Raw genomic sequence first — 24,274 nt, forward strand, 5'->3', positions numbered from 1 at the left:
CTGGGGTCCTCTCGGCGTCAGCGCACGATGGTCTTCGTGGCCGGTTGATCGATATAACGGCTCATCGCCCAGTTCAGCCCGCGCATGGCGAGGTTGTAGGCGGGCGGGAAATACCGCTGCGCCCAGTGCCCGAGGCGAATGTCGTTCGAGGTGTAGACCAGGTAGGTGTTGCGCTCGACCCCGCGCACGATCGAGCGCGCCGCGGCCTCCGGCGTCACGGCGTGCCGCAGGAACAGGCCCATCGCCCGCTGCACCGCCTCGCCGGTCCGGTCCACGCCCGCGATATCCACGCGGTCGGCCATCGGCGTCGCCATCGCCCCGGGGCAGACCAGGCTCACGCCGATGCCGTGCTGACGAAGATCGAACCGCAGCACCTCCGAGACGCCGCGCAACCCGAACTTGCCCGCGCTGTACGGCGCGTGCCACGGCAGCCCGAACAAGCCGGCGGCCGAGGACACGTTCACCAGGTGGCCGCCGCGGCCCGCCGCGATCATCGGCGGCAGGAACTCCTCGATGATGTGGATCGGGCCCATGAGATCGATATCGATGGTCCGCCGCCACTGCGTGTGGGTCAGCCGGTCGACGGTCCCCCAGGTCGCGATGCCCGCCACGTTCATGACGATGTCGACACTGGCCACCTCGTCATGCGCCCTGGCCGCCAGCGCGACCACCTCGTCGTGCACACTCACGTCGGCGGTGGCCGCGAGGTGCACCGTCGCGCCCGCAGCCCGCGCCAGCGTCGCGGTCTGTTGCAGCCCTTCGGCATCGATGTCGGTCAGGATCAGCGAGGCGCCCTTGGCCGCGACGGCGAGGGCGGTACTGCGGCCCAGACCGCTTGCCGCCCCGGTGATCAGGCAGCTCTTGCCGCCGAACTTCGTCATAACTCACGACGATAGGCGCAAATGAACAACGTTGTCTACAAATCCGGCCATGCTGTCCCAGACGCAAAGAGCCTGTCGGTCAAGCGGGTTCAGACCTGCTCGCGGGTGAATACGATGGTGGTCCAGCCGCCCAGATGAATACGGTCGCCGCTGCGCAGCCGCACCGGCACCTTCGCGGGAATGAGGTCGTCACTGCCGTTGACGCTGGTGCCGTTCGTGGAACCGAGATCGGTGACGGTGAGCGCGTCACCGTCGATGTGGATGACCGCGTGCGTCCGGGAGACACCCACATCGGCGGGGGCGATGCCGAGATCGATATCGGGAGTCAGCCCCTGCGAGACGCTCCGCTTGCCGACCGAGATGTCATTGCCGCGCAGAATGATTCGGCGTTCCGGATAGAACGGCGGAAAGCCGACCTGATCGGCGTCCGGTCCCTTGCGGGCGATCACCCGATCGTAGAACTCACGATCCGCCGAAACAGTGGCCACCCAGGTGACCGCCGAGCCGGCGGGTGCGGGGTCCGGAGCAACGCTCGCGACGTTCGGCACGACCGATTCGGTCTGGGTCGGTTCACTCTCGATTACCGGATCGGGCGTGGCCGCAGAACTGGGCAGGGCCGAATCATGCCCGCACACTTCACAGAATCGCCCGGCGCTCGGCGCTCCACAGGACGGGCACAGCGCGACCGGCTCCACTGCGGCAGTCGGCGCGGCCGCGCACATCGGCGCGCCACACACATCGCAGTAGTCCGTCGCGACCGACTGGTGGCCGTCGGGACAGCTGGCAACCACTACCCCTCCTTCCGTACTCTGGCCGTCTTCGTCGAGCGCGCATCCAGGGCCATCTCGTCGGCGGCCTCGACGCTGGCCCGCAATCGTACGGTGCCGCTGCGCTCGTCGACCTCGACCACACCGCGCAACAGCTTCGCTGTGCTCTCGTTGCCCGACTCCGCCGCGAGTTCGACCGCGCGCCGCAGTTTGGCGGTGGCGGTATCGGCGTCGCCGCTTTTGCGCGCGGCCAAGCCCTCCTGCACGACCTGCGCCAACTCGGCCTGCCCGGTGTAATGCGCTACCCGCCTGCTGATTCGGGTCGACAGCTCGGTGTCGGTGGTCCATACCGCCTTCACCAGCCCCTGCCCGAGCACCTCGTCTCCGCTGACCACACTGACCCGCGCGGCGAGCTTCTCCCGGCCGGGCGCGGCGGGCTCCACCTCGACCTGCACGTGGTAGTCGCGATCTTCCGCGCCCCACGCGCCGAGCGGGTACTCCCCCACCTGCGCCGCGGTGTCCACCCGTCGCGCGGTGAGGTCTTGAATATCCGGAGCGACCTGCTTGACGAACCGCACCTTCGCGCCGGCCGGAGTCCAGATCCGCAGGGTCAGTTCCGGAATCGCCTTCGCCATCGAGCCTTGCATCATCGCGGCGAAGTCCTCGGCGAGCTTGGCGGGGTCGGCGACGATGTCGACGGTGCCGTGCAGCGCGGAGGCGATGGCGCGCAATTCGTCTACCCGCCAATCGGTTCCGACGCCACGGCAGTCGCAGGTGAACACGCCCTCGGACTGTTTGATCTCCGCAGCGAGCGACGCGGGTTCTTCGTGTTCGTTCTTGCCGTCGGTGAGCAGGATGGCGTGCACCATGGCGCCGGCATGCTTCTTGGCCAGCTGCCGGGTCAGCCCGAGCCAGGTGCCCATCGCGGTGCCGCCGCCGGGCTTGAGCTTGTCCAGCGCGCGCCGCGCGGCCGCCCTGGACTCCCGATTCACGGGCACGGACGGCACTTCGGTGGGGTAGATCAGCCGCGCCATCGCGGTGCCCTCGACGATCGCGAACCTGGTGCCGTCGGCCATCACGTCGAGCGCGGCCAAGGCGGCTTGGCGCGCACCGGGGAACTTGCGACCGGTGGCCATCGAGCCGGAGCAGTCGAGAATGAGAACTTCCAGCCGTTCCTGCGGTGCGGCGGCCACCACCAGCTCGGCCGCGGTCTCCACGGTCACCACGGCGTCGACCGTGCCGACACCGTCGGCCAGATACTCGTTCTGATCGACGGCTACCGAAATGCCATTGCCTGCAACGGAACTCACTGTACTTCTCCTGGCTTCACGGACCATGGAACGGGGACGATCGCGACGGTGATGTTGTCGCTGCCGCCGCAGCGCAGCGCGAACTCGACCAGTTCGCGCGCGGCGACGGCCGGGGCGGTCGCGGTGGCCACCTCCGCCAACGCGGTCGCGTCGGAGAGGTAGTTCCAGAGGCCGTCGCTGCACAGCAGCAGCACACCCGGTCCGGTGGTGCGCAAGGTCTGGATACAGTTGTCGGCCCACGGTTTCGGCGGACTGTCCGCGCCGAGCCAGCGGATCAGGGTGTGCGCCCGCGGATCGTTCATCGCGGCCCGCTCGTCCAGCGCGCCCGCGTCGACCAGCGCCTGGGCCCAGGAGTCGTCGACGGTCAACCGCTGCGACGGCGGATTGTCCGGGCCGTCGGGTGCGTCGGCGTGCAGCCAATAGGCCCTGCTGTCACCGACATTCGCGACGGTGATCTCGGTGCCGGCGGCGTCGGTCCGCACCACGGCCGACACATACGTGCACGAGGGCGCGTGCCCGTCGGTCGTCGCGATATCGCGCACCGCCTGGGCGGCCGCCGCGAGACCGGCCATCGCCGCGTCGGTGGCGGACAGTCCATCCAGCAGCGCCGTGCGACCGGCATCGACACCTGCCCTGGCCGCCGCGCCCGAGGCCACCTGGGGATCCTCGGAGGTCGACACCCCATCGGCGACCGTGATCACCACCGCGTTCGGCACGCCATCGGTGCCGTTCAGGACGGCTGCCGCGACGGCATCCTCGTTGCGCGCGTGGGCGATGCCGCGATCGGTGACCACCGCGACCGCGCCGAGGTCCGCGTCGAATCGGTCCGGCATGCCCCGCAATTGGCCGCAGCCCGCACAGTAACCGTCGGCGTCGTAGTCCAGGCCGCCGCAGCCCGCACAGGCGGTCGGCGCACCGGGCTCGTGGTTCGGCAGCGCGACGCGCGTGCCGCCGAGCTCCTGTCCGCAGTTCTCGCAGAAGCGATCCTGCGGCTGCACCTCGGCGGTGCACCCCGGACAGCGCACGCCTACCTCGGCGCTCACAGCCTGGTCCTCGGCCGCACGGTGTTCGCCTGCTCTACCAACGCGAATCGCTCCCACATGTCGTCGGTTTCCCGGGCCAAGTCCCGATAACAACGCTCCAATCCAGTGCGCACACCGTCTTGATCCAGCTCGGCGCCGAGCAACGGATCGGGTCGATCCGGCACCTTGCCGGCCCGCAGCCAGCCCAGTGCAGCTGTCAGCACGCGCAAACGCACCTGCGCGGCACGGCGTTTGGAGTCCAGCCGCAGCCGGGCCACCCGTTCGCCCGCGTCGCGCAGGATCGGCTCGGTCAGCTCAGCAGACGACCGTCCGTTCAGGATGGTCTCCACCGCAGCGATTCTCGCCTCGGTGAACAACGAAGAGCCCGCGTCGACCTGATCGAGCACGGTGACGGCGCCCTCGCGGTCACCGGCCGCCGCGCGCAGCCTGGCCAGACCGAACACCGCGCTGAGATAGGTGCGATCGGTGCGCCACACGGTCTCGTAATACCGTGCCGCCCTGCGCTTTTCCTGCGCGGCATCGAAGCCGTTGGCATCAGGGGCCTGCTGACCCGCCAGCTCCGCGACGGCCGCCAGCGCCAGCTTCGGCGCGGCTTCACCGGGCAAGGCCGCATACACCGCGTCGAACTCAGTCGTTGCCGCCGCGAAATCACCAGCGAGCAAACGGCTTTCACCGCGATACCAGGCCAGCCGCCAGTCCCCGGGCAGCGTCGCGGCCGCCTCCGTCAGCCGCCGGTCGGCCTCGGCGGTGTCGCCCACCTCCAGCGCGGCCCGGATGAGCCGCAACGGAATCTCGGTCGACGCGGCTTTGCCGGTGACGACCGAGCGCAGTCCGGCCTCGAACGCGTGCTCCAGCTCCGCCGGGGTGGTGCCGGTCGTGGTGGCGAGCAGCGCGGCCGCGCTGTCGGTCGGGTCGACCAGCGGAACCGGCAGCGCGGCAACGATATTCGCCGCGCTCACCGGAGCGTCGACACCGAAGACACCACGCGGCGGTCCGAAGTAGGTCGACATACCGGGACGCGGCACCCCGTCATCGAGGGACAAGACCTCGCGCAACACCCCGGTCAGCTGATCGGTCATCTCCTCCATCGAGGCGAACCGCGCGTCGGGGTCGTCGTCGGTGGCGCGCAGCAGGAGTCGGTGCAGCGAATCGTAGGTCGCCAGCAGCGGTTCGGTGTCCGGGCCTGGCAGTGCGCCGAAATGACCGCCTTGCTGCGGCACATTCAGCAGCAGCACGGCCAGCGTGCGCCCGACCGTGTAGACCTCGGTGGCGACGGTCGGCCCGGTCTCGGCGATCTCGGGCGCCTGGTAGCCGATCGTGCCGTAGATGGGGCTGTCCTGATCGTCCATGGCGATCACGGCGCCGAGATCGATGAGCTTGAGTTGCTCGTCGGTCTGCATCACGTTGTCCGGCTTGAAATCACAGTAGGCCAGGCCGAGCGAGTGCAGGTAACCGAGCGCGGGCAGCATCTCCAGCACGTAGGCGATCGCCTGGGCCGGCGGCAGGAAACCCCCGGTGGTGTCGCGGTGGCGGCGCAGGATCTGCTTGAGCGAGGTGCCGCCGACGTACTCCATCACGATGTAGCCGACCGGCACGCCGTCCGACCCGGCATGCTCGACGAAGTTGTGGATCTTGACGATGCTCGGGTGTTCCACCTCGGCGAGGAAACGCTTCTCCGCCATCGCGGCCAGCAGCGCATCCGTATCGCCCGCGTTGAGCAGACCCTTCAGCACCACCCAGCGGTCGCTGACATTGCGGTCGATCGCCAGATAGATCCAGCCGAGCCCGCCGTGCGCCAGACACCCCGCCACCTCGTACTGCCCGGCGACCAGATCGCCCTTGACGAGCTTGGGGTCGAAGGAGAATCGGGTGCCGCAATTGGCGCAGAAGCCCGAGGTGCGGCCGGGTTTTCCGTCGCGCCCCCGGCCGACCGGCTTCTCACATTTGCCGCAGAACCGCTTGTTCTCCGGCACTTTCGGGTCGGCCATGATCGCGGTGGCCGGGTCGATGCGCGGCACCCGAGGCACCTCGACCATGCCCGCGCCCAGCCGCCCGCGGCGACTCGACCTCGACGACGACCGGCCGGTGCGCACCGAGCGCGAACTGCTCCGAGTGCTGCGCGTACTCCCGGAGGCCGCCTCGACCGGCGCAGGGGCGGTGCCGCACACCTCGCAGTAACCGTCGATAATCGTTCCGCCACAACCGGGTTCGGTGCATCCCCGGTGTGCCGCGGCGGCCGTCGTCACCTCGGCAGGAGACGATGCCGCCTCCACCGTGACCGCCTCAGCAGTTGACGGTGTCGCCGCTACCGTGGTCGCGTTCGCGGACTGCGGTGCAGCTGCTACCGTGGTCGCCTTCGCGGACTGCGGTGCCGCCTCGACGGTGGTCGCCTCCGCCGGAGCCGTCCCGCACACGGCGCAGTAACCGTCGACAATCATTCCGCCACAACCAGGTTCGGCACACCGCCGGTCTCTCGCCGCCGCCGTCGTCACCTCCACCGCCGACGATCCCGACCGTACCGTCGTCGCCTCCGCCGGGGCGGTCCCGCACACGGCGCAGTAGCCGTCCTCGATCGTGCCCGAACAGCCGGGCTCCGTGCAGGTTCTCATGTTCCCCTCCCCGATTTCTCCGCGATGAGTTGCTGATAGTCGGCGATGGCGCGGGTGGCCGCCGCCAGGTCGCACGGCGTGCGGGCCAGCAGCCCGGCCGCGATCTGCTGGGAGGCGAGCAGATCACGGTCCTCGCTGACGCCGAGGCGGGCCGCCTTGGCCTGGTAGGCGGCCAGCCTGCCACGCAGTTCGCCGCGCCGGTCCAGCAGACCCTGAGCCAGGTTCTCCGCAGTGGCGGCGCTCTCGCTCGCGTTGTCGATGCGCCGGCCGAGCGCCAAAAGGGCGGCCGCAGCGCCGGTCTGGACCGCGAGGGTATCCAGTTGTGCGCGCAACAAGCCGACATTGTCAGCGGGCACCGGCAGCGGACCCGACACGATGGTGCGCTCGACCTTCGCTTTCGCCGCGGCGGCCCGCTCGCACGTGGCCTGCAAGGCGTCCAGCTTTTTGCGCGCCGCCGCGATCGCACCGGGCCAGTTCGCCACCATCGCCGCGAGTTCGGCGAGCACCGCCGCCTCCCGGCGCATGGCCGCGGCGAGTTCGGCGACGCGAGCGTCGATCTCGGCGGTGGTGAGGGCGAGCGGGTCGGTGGCCGAGCGGCCCAGCAGATCGGCGATGCCGTCGGCGATGGCGCGCAGTTCCGGCGTCACCGGCCCCGCCTTGTCCAGACTCTGCTGCAGCGGCGCGAGGCCCGACATGACGCGGGTGTTCACCTTGTCCACCGCGTCGAGGAACTCGGCAATCACCGGGAAGGTCGCCCGCATGCGTTCGAGCGTATCGGCGAGGCCGACGAACAACACGTGTTCGCTCGGACCGGTCAGTGAGCGTTCGGCCAGCGGGATCGGCGTGCGCGACACCTCGTAGGGGTGTCCGTGCAGCAGCTCGGTCAGCTCCGCGCGCTGACCGTCGTCCAGCTTGGCGCGGGTGCCGCGCACCGCGCGCGCCGAATCCAGGATGGCGCGCATCCGGCCGAAGTCCTCCCACATCAGCGCGAGGGCGTCCCGGACCGGCAGCCAGCGCGCCTCGGTCACCCCGGACGGCGGGTAGCGTCGCACCAGAGTGAGTCCCGGATGCTTGTCCAGATCGAGCAGAGTGGCCACGATCGTATCGACTTCGGTTGCGCGCCTGGCTAATTCACGATCGATTTCGGGCACGGTGAGTAGCGGCATGGTGGTCCGGCTCATCCCACATACCGTGGCTCGGGCGGCTCCTGGACCTGGCCGAGGGAGCCGAGGCGCGCCGCGGAGATCCGCTGCCACGTGCCGTCGGTCCGCATCCGGTCGAGCACGCCGTTGACGAAGCGGACCAGTTCGTCGCTGCCCTTGGGCACGCCGACTGCGTAGGCGCCGTTGCCGATCGGTGTGCCGACCACCTCGAGGTTGCGGTCCTGGGCGACCAGACCGAACAGGATCGGGTCGTCGCCGCTGATCGCGTCCACCTGGCCCTGTTGCAGCGCGACGAGGCAGTCGGTCCAGTTGGTCACGCCGATGACGGTCGGCCGCTTCGCCAGCGTGAACAGTGGAGCGGGCGCGGTGGTGCCGCGAGCCACGCAGACGCGCTTGCCGCCGAGGTCGTCGCCGGACTTGATGCCCGAGTCACGGGGCGCCAGGATACGTTGCGCCGCACGGTAATAGACGGCCGAAAAGTCGACTTCCTTGCGCCGCTCGCAGGTCGCCGAGAAGGTCCGCACGATCATGTCCACCTGCTTGTCGCGCAGCGCGGGGATGCGTTCGGCCGCCGTCACCGAGCGCAGTTCGATCTTGGTCGGGTCGCCGAACAGCGCGCGGGCGATCTCGCGCGCGATGTCGATGTCGAAGCCCTCGAGTTCGCCGGTACCCGGATTACGGAAGCCGAACAGGTAGGTGTTCTGGTCGACGCCGACGCGCAGCCGCTGGTTCGCCACGATCGTCGCCATCGCCGAACCGGCAGGCATGGCACCAGGTCTCGGCAGCGGACCGGGCCGCAGCGTCGCCTCCGTGTCACAGCCGCCGTCGCCCTCGGCCTGCGGTGGGGCGGTGATCTCCGCGGCGCCGGCGGGCAGCGGATCCACCGCGTCGAGCGTGCTCGGCGCGGGCAGCTCGCCCGATCCGCAACCGGTCATCAATACGCTCGCCCCGACCAGTAGCGCGGCGAGCAACAAGCGTGTCCTCACAAGAACTCCTTCAGCCGCGGCCACACGCCGGCCACCACGGCGGCCGCGGCGAGCACCAGCAACGCGAGTGTGCCGAGCGGACTGAGGAACAGCGCGGTGCCCGCGGTGCGCAGCCCGTCGCGCAGGTCGCGGCGGGCCTGCGTCAGGTTGTCGTTGAGCGAACGGTCCAGCGCGGCGAACTGAGTGGCCGACGAGGCGGGTCCGGTACCGATCGCCTGTTCGAGCGCCGCCGGGTAGTTCGCCGCCTGGTACGCGGCGATCTGGGCGCGGTGCCCGGTGGTCCACTTGGTGAGTTCTTGCGCGGCAACGGACTCCGGGCCGACGACGGCACCGATCCGATCGCGCAGCTCGGTGGCGTACTTGTTGTAGTTCTCTTCGCCCGCCGCGATGTCACCGCGAGTGATCAGCTGCAGTGTTTCCTCGGTGCGGGCCTGCTGGGCCGAGATGCGCGCCTTGGCCAGGGTTTCGAAGCGGTCCTGCGCGCCGGTGTCCATGGCGTCGGCCGCCACGCTCGTCGCCACCACCGCCCACAGCAGCGCCAGCGCCGCCGCGCCCGCCGCGGCCAGCACGCCGAGGTTGGCCATCCGGTTGGTGCGCTGCAACAGGATCCACGATCCGACCACGCAGGTGAGCAGCACCAGTGCGATCAGCACGATGCTCAACCACGGCAGCGCGGCGATGGCCTTCTGGTCCTCGTGCACCGCGGCGAACCGGCTGGCGGTGAGCCGTTCGGCGTTGGGCAGCAGGGACTTCTGCATCACCTCCGAGGCCGCACGCAGATAGGACGAGCCCACCGGGAAACCTTGCCGGTTGTTCGCTCGCGCCGTCTCGACCAGGCCGGTGTAGGCGGGCAGGTCGGCGGCGATGCGGGCCACGATCTGCCTGGTCTCCTCGTCGGAGACGCCTGCGGTGGCCTCGGACAGCGCGGCGGCGGCATCGGCGAGCGATTGCTGATACTGCTTGCGCAGCGCGGGTCCTTCGACGCCGGGGGCCAGGAAGGCGGTGGCCGCCGAGGCGTCGGCGGCCGACAGCGCCACATAGAGCCGTTGGGCGGCGAACGCGAGTGGCTCGGTGCGTTCGAGCGCGACGTCACGGCGCTCGCTCTTACCGCTCAGCTGGCTCGCGGACGCGAAACCGGCGAGCAGGCACAGCACAACGGAGACGACGACAACCACCGCGACCACCCCCGGCGTCGTTCCGGCGAAGCGTCGCAACCACAGGGTCCCGTTGCGGATGCGAGGTCCCACACCGTCCTCCTTACATCTCCCCGGCCGGTGTATCCGATCGCGATAGTACGGGAGCAGGATTCGGTGTGCCGACCGATTGCCCAGGTAGTGGACAATCGGGGTTTCAGAAGCGTGCGCGAACCGCCTTGGGCGCGGTGCTGATTCGGGCGGCCACCAGGGCGGCGGCGCACAGACCGGTGATGGTGAGCCAGCCGAGATGGGCGGGCAGCCGGAAGGCCGCGGCCGAGGTCAGGGCCCCGGGATGGCTGGCGATCAGCGAACCGATGACGGCCACGCCGAGCGACTGGCCGATCTGACGGGAGGTGCTCGCCAAGCTGGCCGCGACGCCGGCCTGTGCGGGTGGCAGTCCCGCCACGGCAGTCGCCGTGATGGGCGTGTAGATCAGGCCGATGCCCGCGCCGAACATCGCGTAACCGATGAGCAGCAACAAGTTTGCGCTGCCGTCGAAGGTCAGCGTCAGCACCGCCGCGGCGGCGGTCGCCACCACCGCGCCTGTGCTCAGCGCGCTGCGGGCGCCGCGGCTCGCCACGATCCGGCCGGACATCGGCCCGAAGACGAACATGGCAGCCGCCATCGGCACCAGCGCCAGCCCGGCCACCAAGGGCGAGTCGTGCCGAATCTCCTGGAGGTAGAACGTATTCAGGAACAGGAAGCCACCCATCGCGGCGAACGCGAGGATCGCGATCACGAACGCACCGGTGAACGGGACCGAGCGGAACACCCGCAGATCGATCAGCGGGTGCGGATGGCGCGGCGCGTACCGCAGCAGCGCGGCGAGGCACACCGCCGAGCCGGCGAAGCTGCCCAGCGTCTCCGGCGCGAGCCAACCTCGGTGTGGCCCTTCGATAATCGCGAACACCAGCAGCCCGAGCACACCGATCACCAGCAGTTGCCCCACCGGATCGAGCGCGCGCGGCCGCTCCGATTTCGACTGCGGGACTACGAAAAAGGTGAGCGCCAGCGCCGTCGCCGCGATCGGCACGTTGATCCAGAACACCGCTTCCCAGCCGATCGTCTCGACCAGTAAGCCGCCGATGACCGGGCCGGCCGCCATGCCGATCCCGATCGAACCGCTCCAGATCCCGATCGCCCGCACCCGTTGTCCCGGTTCGGTGAATACGGCCGAAATGATCGCCATCGCTACCGGAGTCAGCATCGAGCCACCGACCGCCTGCATTACCCGGAACGCGACGAGCCAGCCGATCGAGGGCGCGAGGCTACACGCCAGCGAACTCATAGCGAATATCGCGAGGCCGATTTGGAAAATGGTCCTTCGGCCGATCCGGTCGGCGAGCGAGCCGGACAGCGTCAGCAAGCAGGCCAGGGTCAGCGTGTAGGCCGCGACCACCCACTGCGCACCCGCCACCGAACCGTCCAGCCCGCGACCGATCGCGGGTAGCGCGACGTTGACCGCGGTGGTGTCCACATTCGCCATCACGACGGCGGTGCAGCAGACGGCCAATACCGTGGCCTGGCGGATCGTCTTCGGGACACTCGGCGCAACGGGAGCGCTGATCGACATGCCAGCATACTTGCAGCATCCAGCGCGTCTGCCATGCCCAACACACCGGGCGACCTCAGTCGTTCCACTTGGAACTCTGTGCGGACCTTGTTGACTGAGGCTCGCTGGGAGTTCGCCTACCGGGCGCCGACCGGGACGGGCGTGCGCGCCGGTGCCGGTGATCGGCCGCCGTGCAGCCGGAACTCTTGTGGCGGACACCCTTTCCAGCGCCGGAACGCGCGGATGAAGGACGCGGCTTCCGCATAGCCGAGGCGGGCGGCGACCTGTTCGGTGGTCAGATCGGTGTGCCCGAGCAGTTGCTCCGACAACAACTGGCGGACCTCGTCGAGCAATGCGCGGAACGAGGTCTGCTCCTCGTTGAGCCGCCGCGACAGGGTGCGCGGGCTCATGAACAATTCGTTGGCGACCGCGATCTGATCGGGAATATCGCCGGGGTTGCGGACGAGCAGTTCGCGCACGGTGCCCGCGACGCCGGTGCGGGTGTGATGCCGATCCAGCAGGTCACGGCAGAATTGTGCGCAGGTGTTGCGCGCCCGTTCGTCGGTGACCGGCACCGCCTGATCTAGCGCGCGGCCGTCGAAGCACATCGCATTGGTGTCCGCGCCGAAAATGGGGGCCACGGCGAAGATCTCGCGATACCTGCTGTTGTCCGTCGGCGCGCGGTGCCGGAATTCGACTCGCGTCGGCGTAATTTCGGTACGTCCTGCGGCACTGCCGATCGACTTGATACCGGCCAGGATTCGCTCGGCCAGAAAAGCCCGCACGTCCGGTGTGCTTTCGGAATCATCGAAGCGCAGGCGGAGCGAGCTCGCCGTTTCCTCGACGGTGAGCCTGCCGGACACCGCGGCACGGTCGAGATAGCGGGCCGCGACGTCGATCGCGTCGCGCAACGTACGGCTGCTGAGCAGCGCCAGGCCCCACGGGCTGTACGGCGGAATGTCGGCCCGGCCACCGGCTTCGGCCCCGAGCCCCGGCTCGGCGCCGCAGCGGGCGAGCAGCGTGCGCACCGCGAGCAGTTCCTGCTGCGCCGTGCACTCGGTATCGCCAGGTGACAGCCGCGCGCCGGACAGACAGTCCGCACCGGACATTCCGCGTTCCTCGGCAAGCCCGATCAGCACCCGAACACCGTCGGTGCTGCGGCGAAAATCCCGGTCGAACATGTACTCGCATTCCTCATCGAATTCGCCATACCCCGACGACTCGGCGAAATCTATCAATGCCGAGCCGCTCTGATGGGCAAAACGACAAACTGATCGAGGTGCGCGCGGTCGTAAATGCCGTTTCCCGCGTCGGCTCGATCTTCGTGCGACGCTGTCGATTCGAAACGGGCGGTGGACGTTCAGCTGGTCCGGATGGCCGGGGCGCGCAGGAGTGCGACGCTTACCGCGAGCAGCCAGAGGATGGTCAGGCCGCCGGTGGTGGCTGTGGTGCCCCAGCCGTTGGCGGCGTAGAAGTCGGCGGGGTTGTTGCCGAAGTACATCGAGGGGACGAAGGCCAGGTGGATTGCGGCCAGACCGAAGGCCGACCACACCGTCCAGCGTGGTAGCAGGGTGGTGCCTGCGATGGCGGTGCCGAAGGCGATCAGGAACAAGGCGATCAGCAGCTTCGACAGCGAGCCGTAGAGGAGGTAGGTGCCGGTGACTGCGATGGTGGGGTCGATGGGGTCGGGTGCGGCGATGGCGGCGCCGACCTCGAGGCAGGTGGAGATCGAGGTGACCGTGAGCCACATCAGTCCGGCGACCGCGCTGAGCGAGCCGAGCCAGGCGTAGGCCGGGCCGTGTGCCTTCAGCAGGTGCGGGAGACCGACCATGAATACGACGAGCAGGGCGCTGCCGATGAGCCCGAACATGCTGCGGGTGAAGATGTTCCAGTCCGGTGGCGGGCCGCCGTAGACGAAGTAGAGCGGCAGTTCGATCAGCGTCAGGAGTGTGGCGATCAGGCCCGCCGTGCCGGTGGTGCGCTGGATGACTTTGCTGTTCACGGGCCCTCTTCCCTCGTTAGTATATCTCTTATACTATAAGGCGCATGCTAATGTTCCCGCCGTTCGAGCACAAGCACTGAGGAGGCACCATGGTCGACGACACCCCACCGGTCGAGCTGGTCCGCCTGTGGCGGCTGCCCACCGGCGCGAAACTCGGGCGGCCGGCCGGACTCGATGTCGATCAGGTCGTGCGCACCGCGGTGGAGCTGGCGGACCGGGACGGGTTGTCAGGTGCGACGCTGCCGAAGATCGCCGAAAGGCTCGGTGTCACACCGATGTCGCTCTACCGGCATATCGGGTCGAAGGAGGAGCTGTTCGTCCTGATGGCCGACGCCGCCACCGGCCTTCCCCCGGACTTCCCTGCGCCGCAGGATGATTGGCGGCCCGCGATGCGCGAGTGGGCCGTTGCCCTGTGGTCAACGCACCGGCGGCGACCCTGGCTCACCCAGCTGCCGATCTCCGGGCCACCGAGCGGGCCCGGCGCCATCGGCTGGATGGACGCGGGATTACGCGCGCTGCGACCCACCGGGCTCGACGCCGGAGCGAAGGTCGGGGTGGTGATGGTGGTCAGCGGATACGTGCGGCAAGCCGACCTGCTGGCGCAACAGCTCGAACAAGGCAGGCGCACAACAGGTCTCGATGAAACGCAGACCAACCGCGACTATGGTCGGCACATGGCGCGCCTGATCGATCCGGAGCGCTTCCCCGACGCGGCCGAGCTCTTCAGCTCCGGACTGTTCGAGTCAGCGCCACCACCGTCGACACCCGACCCGAGTCAGGATGATTTCGAGTTCGGGCTCGAGGTGGTGCTGGACGGTGTGGCCGCGACGGTTGCCCGTGCCGAGGCGGGCGCGTAGCGGCTACTGGCACAACGCATTCCGCGCGGCCTCGGACCGTCGAGCATTGGCGTCGGGCTTCGAGCGGCGGCGTCGAGCGGCGAGCCCTCCGGCACCGGGCGTCGAGCCTCAAGCGTCGACGGTCGACGGTCGACGGTCGACGGTCGACGGTCGACGGTCGACCGTCGGGCGGCGGGCGGCGGGCGGCGGGCTTCGACCCTCGGGCGTCGGCGTCGAGCGGCGGCGCGGCGTCGAGCCCTCGGGCATCGGGCATCGGGCATCGGGCATCGGGCATCGGGCATCGGGCATCGGGCATCGGGCATCGAAGCGGCGTCGACGATCTGCTCGGCCTCGAACCGGCGGGACCGCAGCCGCACGACGGCCAGCCGCGCGGCGTCCCGGTTCGACAGGACCTTTCAGGAGTTCCGGACCACGATGCCCAAGTGGCGGGCGAAGGCGGGGGCCAGTTCCATCAATTGGCCGTTGTCGATGGTTGCTCCGCGGAGCGAGTCCAGGCCGTCTGTGATGTCGAGAGCGCGGGCACCGCGCAGGTCGACCTTGGTCAGCTTGACTCGGTTCATCACGAGGCTTTCCAGGGTGGATCCGGGGAAGGTGACGTTCGTGAGCGCAGCGTCACCGAAATCGCAGTCACGCAGCACACATTCGACGAACGACACGTCACGCAGTTTCGCCGTGCGGAAATTGACCGAGTCGAATTTGCAGCCCTCGAAACGCACTCGGCGCAGGCTCGAACCCGCCAGATCCACGCCGGACATTGCGCCCGCGAGCACCTCACCGTCCAGCCAACCGGTGTCGGCGAGCTCGGTCCCCACCCAGCGCACATTGCGCAGCCACACATCGGCAAACCTGGTGTGCCGCATGCTCCCCCGAGTGAACGCCACCGACGTGAACGCCGACTCGCTGAACCGAGCGTTCTGCACCTCGACATCCTCGAACTCGCCCCCGTCCAAATGCACACAGTCGTAGTCCCCCTCCGGCTCGAGCTCACCCTCCCATGCCACGAGATGACGCGCGTAGGGCAGGTCTTCGAGCTCGTGCGGCATGCGATTCCTCCGGTGCGGGTTGGTGGTGCGACAACAGTCGAGTATTCCGTCCGGCACCGACAGGTTCCGCCCCGGCCCGGGTCGCCGTGACATGCTGGGCGGCATGCGCATCGACGGAACTGTTGCTCCTGGATACACGGCGGTTCGGGACGCGTTCGCGGCGAACTTCGCTGATCAGGGCGAGGTCGGGGCGGCTGTGTGCGTGTATCGGGACGGCGAGCCGGTGGTCGACCTGTGGGGTGGGCTGGCTGATCCTGACACCGGCCGGCCGTGGGAGCGCGACACTCTGCAACTGGTCTACTCGGCGACCAAAGGGGTGGTGGCGGCCGCCGCCCATCTGCTGGTCCAGCGCGGTCAGCTCGACTTGGACGCACCGGTGGCCCGGTACTGGCCGGAGTTCGCGGCGGCGGGCAAGGGTGAGATTCCGGTGCGCTGGTTGCTGACGCATCAGGCGGGTCTTGCCGCGATCGACAAGCCGGTGCCGCTCGCCGAGGCGCTGGCCTGGACACCGATGGTGGACGCGCTGGCCGCGCAAGCGCCGAACTGGGTGCCAGGCACCGACCACGGTTACCACGGCCGGACCTACGGATGGCTCGTCGGTGAGGTGATCCGGCGCATCACCGGGCACACCGTCGGACAGTTCCTCGCCGAGGACATCGCGGGACCCTTCGATATCGATTTCTTCATCGGACTGCCTGCCGCCGAACAACATCGGGTCAGCCGGTTGGTGTTCGCGCCGAAACCGGATCTGACGGCACTGCCCGACGAACTGGTGCCGGAGCAGTTCCGGCCGATGGTCGCCGCAATGCGCGACCCGGAATCATTGGCGAACCGAGCCTTTCAGATCACCGACCCACCCGACATCGACTTCAACTCCCCCACCGTGCACGCCGCGGAAATACCCGCGAGCAACGGCATCGGCACCGCGCGCGGACTGGCGCGCCTATACGCCACGCTGGTCGGCGAGGTCAACGGGCACCGACTGCTGACCGCAGACACCCTCGCCGCCGCCATCCGCGAGCAGACCCGCGGCATCGATCGAGTGATCATGCTGCCAGACCGCTACGCCAGCGGATTCATGCTCCCCATCGCCGATCTCACCCTGGGCGGACCGAATTCGTTCGGCCACCCCGGCCGCGGCGGCTCCCTCGCCTACGCCGACCCCAAACGCACCCTCTCCTTCGCCTACGTCACCAACCACATCGTCGAAGGCGCCCTCGACCTACGCGCCCACAACCTCGTCGAAGCCCTCGAAACCACCCTCACCTAACGCTGGCCCCAGACGCCCAGGCCACCGCTATCAGCCGCACTCTCTCGGGAGCGTCTACTGGCCAAGCCACCCGCTGACCTAACCTCAAGCCGCCCGCTGACTTAACGCACGAAGCGTCTTCTTGACGTAGGCAGCAGCATGCGTCAAGAGAGTGCTGCCTACGTCAAGTCGTCTGCCTCAGCGAGTGCGGCTATTGCCAAGTCGCCCCGCTGACCTGACGCACGAAACCTCTTCTAGACGTAGGCAGCAGCATGCGTCAAGAGAGTGCTGCCTACGTCAAGTCGTCCGGCTCAGCGAGTGCGGCTGTTGGCCAAGCCACCCGCTGACTTGATCCCAGGCCTCCTGCTGACTTGACCTTCAAGCCGTCCGCTCACTGCACGAAGCCGCACGCTGACCCCAACCCCAAGCCGCGCGCTGACGTGAACCCACCCACCCGCCGACTTGACGTACGAAGACTCCTCTTGACGAAGGCAGCAACACGCGTCAAGAGAGTGCTGCCTACACCAAGTCGTCTGCCTCAGCGAGTGCGGCCATTGCCCAAGTCACCCGTTGACCTAAACCCGAGCCGCCCGCTGACCTGACGCACGAAGCGTCTTCTTGACGTAGGCAGCAGCATGCGTCAAGAGGGTGCTGCCTACGTCAAGTCACCGGATCGGTGGAGGCCGCCGGGCCCGCTGCGAAGTGTGGGGTGGCGGCTTCGTTGGGGGTGCGCTAGAGGAGGGTGCGGATCCAGCGGCGGGTGTCGGCTGGGTCGATTACGTCGTCCAGTTCGAGGACGGTGGCTGCCGTTAGGGCCTTGCCGCTGGTGTAGGCGAGGGTGACCAGGTTGTCGAAGGCTTCCTGGCGTTTGTCTGGGTCTTCTATGGCGGCGAGCTCTTTGGCGAAGCCGAGGCGGACGGCGCCTTCCAGGCCCATGCCGCCGATTTCGCCGGTGGGCCAGGCGACGACGAAGTGGGGGGCGCGGAAGGAGCCTGCGGCCATGGCTTGGGCGCCGAGGCCGTAGCCCTTGCGCAGGATGATGGTGCCCCATGGGACGGACAGTGCGGCCGCGTCGATGAACAGGCGGCTGAATTTGGTTACGGTGGCGCCTTTTTCGGCTTCGGGGCCGACCATGAAACCCGGTGTGTCACAGAGGGAGACGATCGGTAGGTCGTTGGCGTCGCAGAGGCGCAGGAAACTGCTGAGTTTGTCGGCGGCGGGGGCGTCGATGGCACCGCCGAGGTGGTGGCAGTTGTTGGCGATCAGGCCGTAGGGGCGACCCTCGACGCGGATCAGCGCGGTGAAGATGCCGACGGCCCAGTCGCGGCGCAGCTCGAGGATGGAGTCGAGGTCGGCGATGGCTTCGATGGCCGCCCTGATGTCGAAGGCGTGTAATCGGTTCTCTGGGACAACGTGCCGGGACAGGCGCGGGTCCGGAGCCGTCCAATCATCAACCGGCCCTTGGAAGTACGCCAAGTATCGCTGAGCGATGCGAACAGCCTCGGCTTCGTCGGCGGCGACGATGTGCACGACACCGTTGCGGCGCTGGACCTCGATCGGGCCGATATCCTCGGGCGCGTAGACGCCGAGTCCGCCGCCTTCGATCATGGCCGGACCACCCATGCCGATGTTCGCGTCGGGGGTGGCGATCACCACGTCGCACATGCCGAGCAGAGCGGCGTTGCCCGCGAAGCAGCGGCCGGACACTATGCCCACCAACGGGACTCGGCCGGACAAGGCACCCATCGCACGGAAGGTGGTGACGTCGAGGCCCGAGATGCCGCCGTAGTCGGTGTCGCCGGGGCGTCCGCCACCGCCCTCGGTGAAGAAGACCACCGGAAGATCTTGCGCGCGGGCCAGCTCGAGCATGCGGTCGGTCTTGGCGTGGTTGCGCATGCCCTGGGTTCCAGCCAGCACGGTGTAGTCGTAGGACATGACGACCACCCGGGTGCGGTCGGCGCCGAACCGGTCGGCGTTGATGGTCGCGACGCCGCCGACCAAACCGTCGGCAGGGGTGTTTGCGATCAGGTCTTCGGGGCTGCGGCGCAGGCGTTGCGCGGCGACCGCCAGCGCGCCGTATTCGACGAAACTGTCCTGGTCGACGAGATCGGTGATGTTCTCGCGGGCGGTGCGTCGGCCGAGCCGGTGGCGTTTGGCGACCGCGTCGGGGCGGGACTCGTCGAGAGTGATGCGGTGGCGGTCGCGCACCTCGGCCAGGTCCGGGCGGATCGTGTCGAGGTCGACCGCCGCGATGTCGGCGACAGACCCGTCGTGGTCGGCTTCGGTCCAGACCAGCAGGGGCGCATGTGGATCCACCGTCGTACCCGGTGCGGCGATATGCCGTCGGACGCGCAGCGGTTGTTCGGCGCGCAGCACGTGCTGCATTTTCATGGCTTCCAGCACGGCCACCTCGGCGCCGGCCGCGACGACGGTGCCCGGTTCGACCAGGCTGACCACGGTCCCGCCCATCGGTGAACGCAAGGTCTGTTCGTCATCTTGCAGGACAACAGAATCCGGGATGGCCGAAACAACGTCGGCTTCGATGTGTACCGCTGGTGCGTAATCGCTTGCCCGAGCGGAGAGTTCGTTCAGATTGTCTTCGAACCACGCTGTCGATACGGTGACCCCGTCGGCGAGCTCGTCCAATGCCGCTCGCAGCAGCGCCACATTCGTATCGACACCGACGACCACCGTTTCGGCCAACGCATCCGAACACCGGCGCACCGCAGCGGAATACGACGGACCACGCGCGATCACCTTCGCCAGCAACGAATCGAATTGTGCCCCTTGCCGCATACCCGCATAAGCGGCCGTGTCGACCCGGACACCCACCCCCGTCGGCGCGGCGAACTGTGCCACTGTGCCCGTACTCGGCAGCACATCACCGCCCGCGGTGACGATTTCGGCATTAACCCGCGCCTGCACGGCGTACCCGCGCGGACCACCAACGGGCACCGCGAGTTCATCGAGACTGCACCCCTGCGCCAGATCCAGTTGCAGCGCCACGAGATCCACCCCCATCACTTCCTCGGTGACCGTGTGCTCCACTTGCAGTCGCGGATTCACCTCGAGGAACCACGCACCATCATCACGCACCAGGAACTCAACGGTAATCACCCCGCGACACCCCACCGATTCGGCCAACCGCACCGCATCACTGTGCAGCCGTTCCCGCAGCGCCGCAGCAAGATTCGGCGCAGGCGCCACCTCGATCAACTTCTGCTGCCGCCGCTGCACACTGCAATCCCGGTCCCCGACAGCCACCGCGCGTACCCCATCGGCCACCACCTGCACCTCGATATGCCGCGCATCGGCCACCAACGCTTCCCCATACACCGCGTCGTCCCCGAACCCCGCCAATGCCTCCGCCCGACAACGCTCATACGCCTCCCCCAGCGCCNCCACCACGCGCATCCCGACAGTCTCCCCCAGCCCAACCCGGCACCGACGGGGACCTGCCCGAGGTGCACGATGCCGTCGCCGCGCTCGGCCACCACTAGTTCGGCGACGGTCGCCACGGCCAGCGCTCCGCCCGATGCCACCTCGGGCGGAGCACCACCTGTTCAGACGATGAAATCGTCCAGGACTTCGGCGACGGCCCTCGGCGCGAAATGGTGCAGGCCGTGGCCGACGCCGGCGAGGCTGCGGACGGTTCCGCCGGTCGATCGAACGAGCGCGGCGTCCTCCTCGGTGGTCATGGCCATGACCGCCGGATCACCGCGCAGCAACAACACAGGTCCGGGTGCGGCGGCGAGCCAGCTCTCCGCGTGAACCAAGCAGTCGTAGACCGTTTCGCGGTCCTCGAGCAGCGCGCCGATGAACTCTGGGTCGTGCCGCCGCAGCGACGCCGCCATCCCGAGCAGATAGGGGTGGTCCCGGCCGAGCGCATCGGCGAAGGTCCCGTCGCCGTAGGCTTCCGCGCCGAGCAACTCCACCAATTCCGCTTCCGGGCGACCGCACCATTCCCGCCATCGCCGCAGCCGCTCGGCGCTGTGCTCGAGTATCCGATACATCCGCTCGGGATCGAGCGGAGTATCCCCGAGAACGAGTCCGGCGAACAGTTTCGGTACCGCACCGGCCGCAGCGAGGACGGCTTGACCGCCGTACGAATGCCCGTACCACCAAGCCGGGGTCGGGATCTCGCGCTCTGCCCACTCGGCAAGAGTCGCGCCGACGATGTCGAGGCCGTATCTCCCCGGCGTCCACGGTGATTCGCCATGGCCGGGCAGATCCACCGCCCACCACCGAATCCGATCCGGCAGCGCCGACAGCAACTCCTCGCACAACCGCGACGAACCCGAGCCGCCATGTACGACGACCAACGGCAGGTCCCCGTCCCCTCCACTCCGCACATTTATCACCCGCCCAGTCTCCAACACCGCAGCGAGACGTGTCCGAGTGTGAGCCAGCGTCCGGCCGGCCGGACCCGGAAGCACCGAATCCAGCTGCGACACTGGAGACGCCGGCAGTAGATGTCCGCCAGCGAGGGATCCAATCGATTACTCCTGAACCGGCCGGACTTCGCTAGCCTTGCGGTACTTCCCGTGCCGCCCTTCACCGATGAGCCACGTCACCGGCATCCCTGGCGTGATGCGTTGGTCGTCACCCTCGTACTGCCAGCGCGAGAACCACACATCATCACCGGACTGGCTGGCGATGAGACCGTCATAGCTGTGCGGCAGCCACCATCGAACCACCCCGTCGAGGCTTGGATCGGGCTCCTTCGCCGTCTTGACCTGCCCGTACGGCACCGAGACGCTCGGCCCCTGCCACCCGTTCGAGGTCGGGAGCAACGGCTGGTCGCCACCTGCATCGTCGGCGGGCCAGATCTTTCCGCTGCGGGCCAGGACATCGTCGTGGATGCGTTGTGCGAGTTCACACGCCACACCACTCGGGGTCGACTCGCTCGGCGTACAGCCGACCAGGACGTTCAAGGCCGGGATGGTGAACTCGATCCACCAGCCCGGTGGAGAAGGTTGCCGACTCAGGTGCTCAGGGATCGTTTCGTCGATGTGTACCTCGAAGCCGAGAGCCGACTCGATGTCAGCCGCCAGCAAGTCGGCGCCGCGCCTCGATGTTTCCTGATCCATGGAGCTATCCTCCCGAATAGGGGACGGTGCAACGGTTGATGGGGGTCACGTACAGGTGTTTTCCGGCAGCGTGCGAAGCGGTCACCTGGATTTCGTCGCCGGAGTCGTACACATAGCGTCCGCCTTGGTACCGGGGGATCGTGAAGTGCAGGTTGTCGTCCTTGTGGATCGTCTCGGTTTTCAGCGGCGTGCCGTTGATCCGGATCTGGTAGTCGTATCTGCCTGGCACATGGGAGATGTCGTTGATGAACATGGCCCAGGCGATGTTGCCGATGTAATCCGTTCCGGCCGGCCTGGTGTCGACTTCGACTCTGCCCCAGTTGGTCGTGACCCGGTAGTTGGTGCACGGCTGGTAGTTCGCCTGTGCGGCGCCGGCGGCTTGCACACCGGTGATCATCAGGATCATCGATGCGACGGCCAAGAGCAGTGTTCGGATGAATCCGGCAGAGCGGCCGGTAAGGCGCCCCTGCGCGGCCGGATCAGCCGTGCGGAAAAGGTTCATGACTTGCTCCCCCTGTTGTTCTGAGCTGTGAACAGCTACAGCGCAGCTCCGGACACTCCCCGGTCCGAAACTTGTTTTGTCACAGGGTTTGACGGCCGCCCCGGCGGATCGGTTCCACGATTTCGGAAGATATTTTTCCGACCGGAAAACCGTCACTTCGATGCTCAGTGAGGAACATGTCCACCGCACGATCGGCGGCCCGGATGGCGTCGAACACGCGGGCGAACGCACCTTGGCCGAGGGCGATCAGCAGGTCGAAGTCGTCGATAGTGGCGCCGGGGGACAATCCGCGCACGGTCCGGGCGCGCACACAACGACGCGGACACGCCCGGTCGCTAGCGACACGGAGACGCCCCGCTCGCTAGCACCGTTGATCAGCGTGGGCCGCTACCGCATCGCGGAAGCTCGACCGAAGTTCAGGCGGTACGCGTCGCTTCCAACGGCCGTCCCTCGGATGCATCCCCAGCAGAGCTCGCGCCGCGCGCAAAGGTGAGCACACCGTCTTCAATCGGCCCCTTACGGAGCATCTTGCGATCACGGAAGTAGTTGTTGATGACCTGCCAGGGCCCACGAACACCTTGACGCGGCATCACGGCGTCACCACGCTGGATGTACCCGGAGGTCAGCGCACCACCCATCACCGAGTCGGGCGACCGATCGCCTTCTTCGGCCACCGCAACCATGCGCGTGTAACTGTGCGCCTTCATGTGGTTGAGAACCCGGCAGAAGTACTCGGCGGCAAGGTCAGCCTTCAACGTCCAGGACGCGTTGGTGTAACCAAGGACCATGAGCGCGTTCGGCACCCCGTCGAGCAGCGCACCCTTGTAGACAACCCGGTCACGAGTGACCACGGGCTCGCCGTCCACCTCGAGAGTGGTGCCGCCGAGCATCTGCACGCGCAGTCCGGTCGCGCTGATCACGATGTCGGCAGGCAGTTCTTCACCGGAGGCGAGCCGGATGCCGGTCTCGGTGAAGCTCTCGATGCGGTCGGTGACGATGGACGCCTTGCCGCTGCGCAGCACCTTGAACAGGTCACCGCTGGGCACGACACACAGCCGCTGGTCCCACGGGTTGTAGGACGGCGTGAAGTGCCGCATGTCGATGTTCGGACCGAGTTGCAGCCGCACCGCCGCGAGCAGCAGCTTGCGCGATGCGGCGGGATTGGTGCGAGACAGCTGAAAACTGGCGCGCTGCAACGCAATATTGCGCGCGCGACCCGCCCGGTAGGCGATCTTGGCGGGCACGCGAGCCAGCTTCATGCCGACAGCGACGGGGTCGTCGGCGGGCAGCGCGGTGATGTAGGTGGGCGACCGCTGCAACATGGTGACGTGCGCTGCGTCGCCGCTCATCGCGGGCACGAGGGTGATCGCGGTGGCACCGCTGCCGATGACGACGACGCGCTTGCCGCGGTAGTCGAGGTCCTCGGGCCAGTGCTGCGGGTGCACGATCTGCCCGCCGAAGTCCGCCTCGCCGGGGAACTCGGGCCGGTAGCCGTTGTCGTAGTCGTAGTAGCCGGTGCAACCGACCAGGAAGTTGCTGGTGAAGGTCTCGACGTCGCCGGTCTGCTCGTTGAGCGCCTCGACGGTCCAGATGCCCGCCTCGCTGGACCAGCGGGCGGTGGTCACCTTGCGCCCGAAGTGGATGTGCTCCTTGACGCCGTATTCGACGGCGGTGTCCTCGACGTACTGGCGGATGTGCGGCCCGTCGGCGAGCACCTTGGTGCCGATCCACGGGCGGAAGCCGTAGCCGAAGGTGAACATGTCCGAGTCGGAACGGATGCCCGGGTACCGGAACAGGTCCCAGGTGCCGCCGATGGCGGTGCGGCGCTCCAGGATGGCGTAGCTGCGTCCGGTCTGCTCACGGGTGAGGTGGCAGGCCATGCCGATGCCGGAGAGGCCCGCGCCGATGATCAGTACGTCGACATGCCGCGTCATTGAGGATCTCGTTTCGTCTGGTCACGCCTCGATCCCCTTCGACCGAGAGCTCCTTGTCGAGGTTACGTGTTATTTCAGGTTACGTCTAGT

Annotated in this window: 20 protein-coding genes and 1 pseudogene; 3 read left to right on the plus strand and 18 right to left on the minus strand. The window is 68.1% G+C overall.

Annotation, left to right across the window (positions count from 1 at the left end; all coding sequences use genetic code 11):
- Window positions 1–17 precede the first annotated feature (17 nt).
- From DBO33_RS27175 to DBO33_RS27195, 5 genes are all read right to left on the minus strand, one after another.
- On the minus strand, window positions 18–881 hold the full coding sequence (locus DBO33_RS27175; protein WP_107657615.1) for an SDR family oxidoreductase: 864 nt from the start codon (window positions 879–881) through the stop codon (window positions 18–20).
- A gap of 89 nt (window positions 882–970) precedes the next feature.
- Window positions 971–1,672, minus strand: coding sequence for an FHA domain-containing protein (locus DBO33_RS27180; protein WP_107657616.1), 702 nt, complete (start codon window positions 1,670–1,672; stop codon window positions 971–973).
- Window positions 1,672–2,958, minus strand: a complete 1,287-nt coding sequence (locus DBO33_RS27185) for a vWA domain-containing protein (RefSeq protein WP_234391064.1) — start codon at window positions 2,956–2,958, stop codon at window positions 1,672–1,674. The genes DBO33_RS27180 and DBO33_RS27185 overlap by 1 nt, the downstream gene beginning before the upstream one ends.
- Entirely contained in the window at window positions 2,955–4,001 is a 1,047-nt protein-coding gene (locus DBO33_RS27190) for a PP2C family serine/threonine-protein phosphatase (protein WP_234391065.1), read from the minus strand. Before DBO33_RS27190 ends, DBO33_RS27185 begins: the two co-directional genes overlap by 4 nt.
- Entirely contained in the window at window positions 3,998–6,037 is a 2,040-nt protein-coding gene (locus DBO33_RS27195) for a tetratricopeptide repeat protein (protein ID WP_456093881.1), read from the minus strand. The genes DBO33_RS27190 and DBO33_RS27195 overlap by 4 nt, the downstream gene beginning before the upstream one ends.
- Between DBO33_RS27195 and DBO33_RS44140 the strand changes: the two genes are divergently transcribed.
- Complete coding sequence (locus tag DBO33_RS44140; RefSeq protein ID WP_234391476.1) at window positions 6,036–6,179, plus strand: hypothetical protein; 144 nt, start codon at window positions 6,036–6,038, stop codon at window positions 6,177–6,179. The genes DBO33_RS27195 and DBO33_RS44140 overlap by 2 nt on opposite strands.
- A gap of 427 nt (window positions 6,180–6,606) precedes the next feature.
- Here DBO33_RS44140 and DBO33_RS27200 read toward each other — a convergent pair whose 3' ends face one another.
- The 6 genes from DBO33_RS27200 to DBO33_RS27225 all read right to left on the minus strand — a co-directional run bounded on the left by DBO33_RS27200 (window position 6,607) and on the right by DBO33_RS27225 (window position 13,509).
- Window positions 6,607–7,791 carry a hypothetical protein gene (locus DBO33_RS27200; RefSeq protein WP_107657618.1) on the minus strand — a complete coding sequence of 395 codons (1,185 nt, stop codon included), beginning with the start codon at window positions 7,789–7,791 and terminating at the stop codon, window positions 6,607–6,609.
- Window positions 7,788–8,759: a glutamate ABC transporter substrate-binding protein gene (locus tag DBO33_RS27205; RefSeq protein WP_107657619.1), complete on the minus strand. Its 972-nt coding sequence runs from the start codon at window positions 8,757–8,759 to the stop codon at window positions 7,788–7,790. Before DBO33_RS27205 ends, DBO33_RS27200 begins: the two co-directional genes overlap by 4 nt.
- Window positions 8,756–10,006: a hypothetical protein gene (locus tag DBO33_RS27210; RefSeq protein ID WP_234391066.1), complete on the minus strand. Its 1,251-nt coding sequence runs from the start codon at window positions 10,004–10,006 to the stop codon at window positions 8,756–8,758. Before DBO33_RS27210 ends, DBO33_RS27205 begins: the two co-directional genes overlap by 4 nt.
- Before the next feature lie 103 nt (window positions 10,007–10,109).
- The gene (locus tag DBO33_RS27215) at window positions 10,110–11,528 is read right to left on the minus strand and encodes an MFS transporter (protein WP_107657620.1); all 1,419 of its coding nucleotides are present in this window, start codon (window positions 11,526–11,528) and stop codon (window positions 10,110–10,112) included.
- Between the two features lie 116 nt (window positions 11,529–11,644).
- A complete protein-coding gene (locus DBO33_RS27220; protein ID WP_107657621.1) occupies window positions 11,645–12,688 on the minus strand; it encodes an AraC family transcriptional regulator in 1,044 nt (347 codons plus the stop codon).
- Between the two features lie 179 nt (window positions 12,689–12,867).
- Entirely contained in the window at window positions 12,868–13,509 is a 642-nt protein-coding gene (locus tag DBO33_RS27225; RefSeq protein WP_107657622.1) for a hypothetical protein, read from the minus strand.
- Window positions 13,510–13,598: 89 nt separating this feature from the next.
- Here DBO33_RS27225 and DBO33_RS27230 point away from each other — a divergent pair, with 89 nt between their 5' ends.
- Window positions 13,599–14,366, plus strand: coding sequence for a TetR/AcrR family transcriptional regulator (locus DBO33_RS27230; protein WP_107657623.1), 768 nt, complete (start codon window positions 13,599–13,601; stop codon window positions 14,364–14,366).
- 395 nt (window positions 14,367–14,761) lie between these two features.
- Here the strand turns inward: DBO33_RS27230 and DBO33_RS27235 are convergent, their stop codons facing one another.
- A complete protein-coding gene (locus tag DBO33_RS27235) occupies window positions 14,762–15,409 on the minus strand; it encodes a pentapeptide repeat-containing protein (protein WP_107657624.1) in 648 nt (215 codons plus the stop codon).
- A gap of 103 nt (window positions 15,410–15,512) precedes the next feature.
- Here DBO33_RS27235 and DBO33_RS27240 point away from each other — a divergent pair, with 103 nt between their 5' ends.
- Entirely contained in the window at window positions 15,513–16,679 is a 1,167-nt protein-coding gene (locus DBO33_RS27240) for a serine hydrolase domain-containing protein (RefSeq protein ID WP_107660615.1), read from the plus strand.
- Window positions 16,680–17,390: 711 nt separating this feature from the next.
- On the opposite strand, the pseudogene DBO33_RS27245 reads toward DBO33_RS27240, so the two are convergent.
- From DBO33_RS27245 to DBO33_RS27270, 6 genes and pseudogenes are all read right to left on the minus strand, one after another.
- Window positions 17,391–20,075: pseudogene (locus DBO33_RS27245) on the minus strand (carboxyl transferase domain-containing protein); the annotation flags it as partial.
- Between the two features lie 146 nt (window positions 20,076–20,221).
- Entirely contained in the window at window positions 20,222–20,980 is a 759-nt protein-coding gene (locus DBO33_RS27250) for an alpha/beta fold hydrolase (RefSeq protein ID WP_159080565.1), read from the minus strand.
- Window positions 20,981–21,157: 177 nt separating this feature from the next.
- Window positions 21,158–21,748: a hypothetical protein gene (locus DBO33_RS27255; RefSeq protein ID WP_107657626.1), complete on the minus strand. Its 591-nt coding sequence runs from the start codon at window positions 21,746–21,748 to the stop codon at window positions 21,158–21,160.
- A gap of 4 nt (window positions 21,749–21,752) precedes the next feature.
- Window positions 21,753–22,250, minus strand: a complete 498-nt coding sequence (locus tag DBO33_RS27260) for a hypothetical protein (RefSeq protein WP_159080566.1) — start codon at window positions 22,248–22,250, stop codon at window positions 21,753–21,755.
- Between the two features lie 79 nt (window positions 22,251–22,329).
- Window positions 22,330–22,560, minus strand: a complete 231-nt coding sequence (locus DBO33_RS27265; protein WP_107657628.1) for a hypothetical protein — start codon at window positions 22,558–22,560, stop codon at window positions 22,330–22,332.
- 106 nt (window positions 22,561–22,666) lie between these two features.
- The gene (locus tag DBO33_RS27270) at window positions 22,667–24,184 is read right to left on the minus strand and encodes a flavin-containing monooxygenase (RefSeq protein WP_107657629.1); all 1,518 of its coding nucleotides are present in this window, start codon (window positions 24,182–24,184) and stop codon (window positions 22,667–22,669) included.
- Window positions 24,185–24,274: the final 90 nt, after the last annotated feature.

The sequence above is a fragment of the Nocardia suismassiliense genome (genome assembly GCF_900269665.1).
Lineage (GTDB): Bacteria > Actinomycetota > Actinomycetes > Mycobacteriales > Mycobacteriaceae > Nocardia > Nocardia suismassiliense.

What these genes read in the sequence shown, in the direction of transcription:
- DBO33_RS27175 (WP_107657615.1), bottom strand. Translation starts at nt 881, where the DNA reads ATGACGAAGTTCGGCGGCAAGAGCTGCCTGATCACCGGGGCGGCAAGC.
- DBO33_RS44140 (WP_234391476.1), top strand. Translation starts at nt 6,036, where the DNA reads ATGCCCGCGCCCAGCCGCCCGCGGCGACTCGACCTCGACGACGACCGG.
- DBO33_RS27195 (WP_456093881.1), bottom strand. Translation starts at nt 6,037, where the DNA reads ATGGTCGAGGTGCCTCGGGTGCCGCGCATCGACCCGGCCACCGCGATC.
- DBO33_RS27200 (WP_107657618.1), bottom strand. Translation starts at nt 7,791, where the DNA reads ATGAGCCGGACCACCATGCCGCTACTCACCGTGCCCGAAATCGATCGT.
- DBO33_RS27215 (WP_107657620.1), bottom strand. Translation starts at nt 11,528, where the DNA reads ATGTCGATCAGCGCTCCCGTTGCGCCGAGTGTCCCGAAGACGATCCGC.
- DBO33_RS27220 (WP_107657621.1), bottom strand. Translation starts at nt 12,688, where the DNA reads ATGTTCGACCGGGATTTTCGCCGCAGCACCGACGGTGTTCGGGTGCTG.
- DBO33_RS27230 (WP_107657623.1), top strand. Translation starts at nt 13,599, where the DNA reads ATGGTCGACGACACCCCACCGGTCGAGCTGGTCCGCCTGTGGCGGCTG.
- DBO33_RS27235 (WP_107657624.1), bottom strand. Translation starts at nt 15,409, where the DNA reads ATGCCGCACGAGCTCGAAGACCTGCCCTACGCGCGTCATCTCGTGGCA.
- DBO33_RS27240 (WP_107660615.1), top strand. Translation starts at nt 15,513, where the DNA reads ATGCGCATCGACGGAACTGTTGCTCCTGGATACACGGCGGTTCGGGAC.
- DBO33_RS27255 (WP_107657626.1), bottom strand. Translation starts at nt 21,748, where the DNA reads ATGGATCAGGAAACATCGAGGCGCGGCGCCGACTTGCTGGCGGCTGAC.
- DBO33_RS27260 (WP_159080566.1), bottom strand. Translation starts at nt 22,250, where the DNA reads ATGAACCTTTTCCGCACGGCTGATCCGGCCGCGCAGGGGCGCCTTACC.
- DBO33_RS27270 (WP_107657629.1), bottom strand. Translation starts at nt 24,184, where the DNA reads ATGACGCGGCATGTCGACGTACTGATCATCGGCGCGGGCCTCTCCGGC.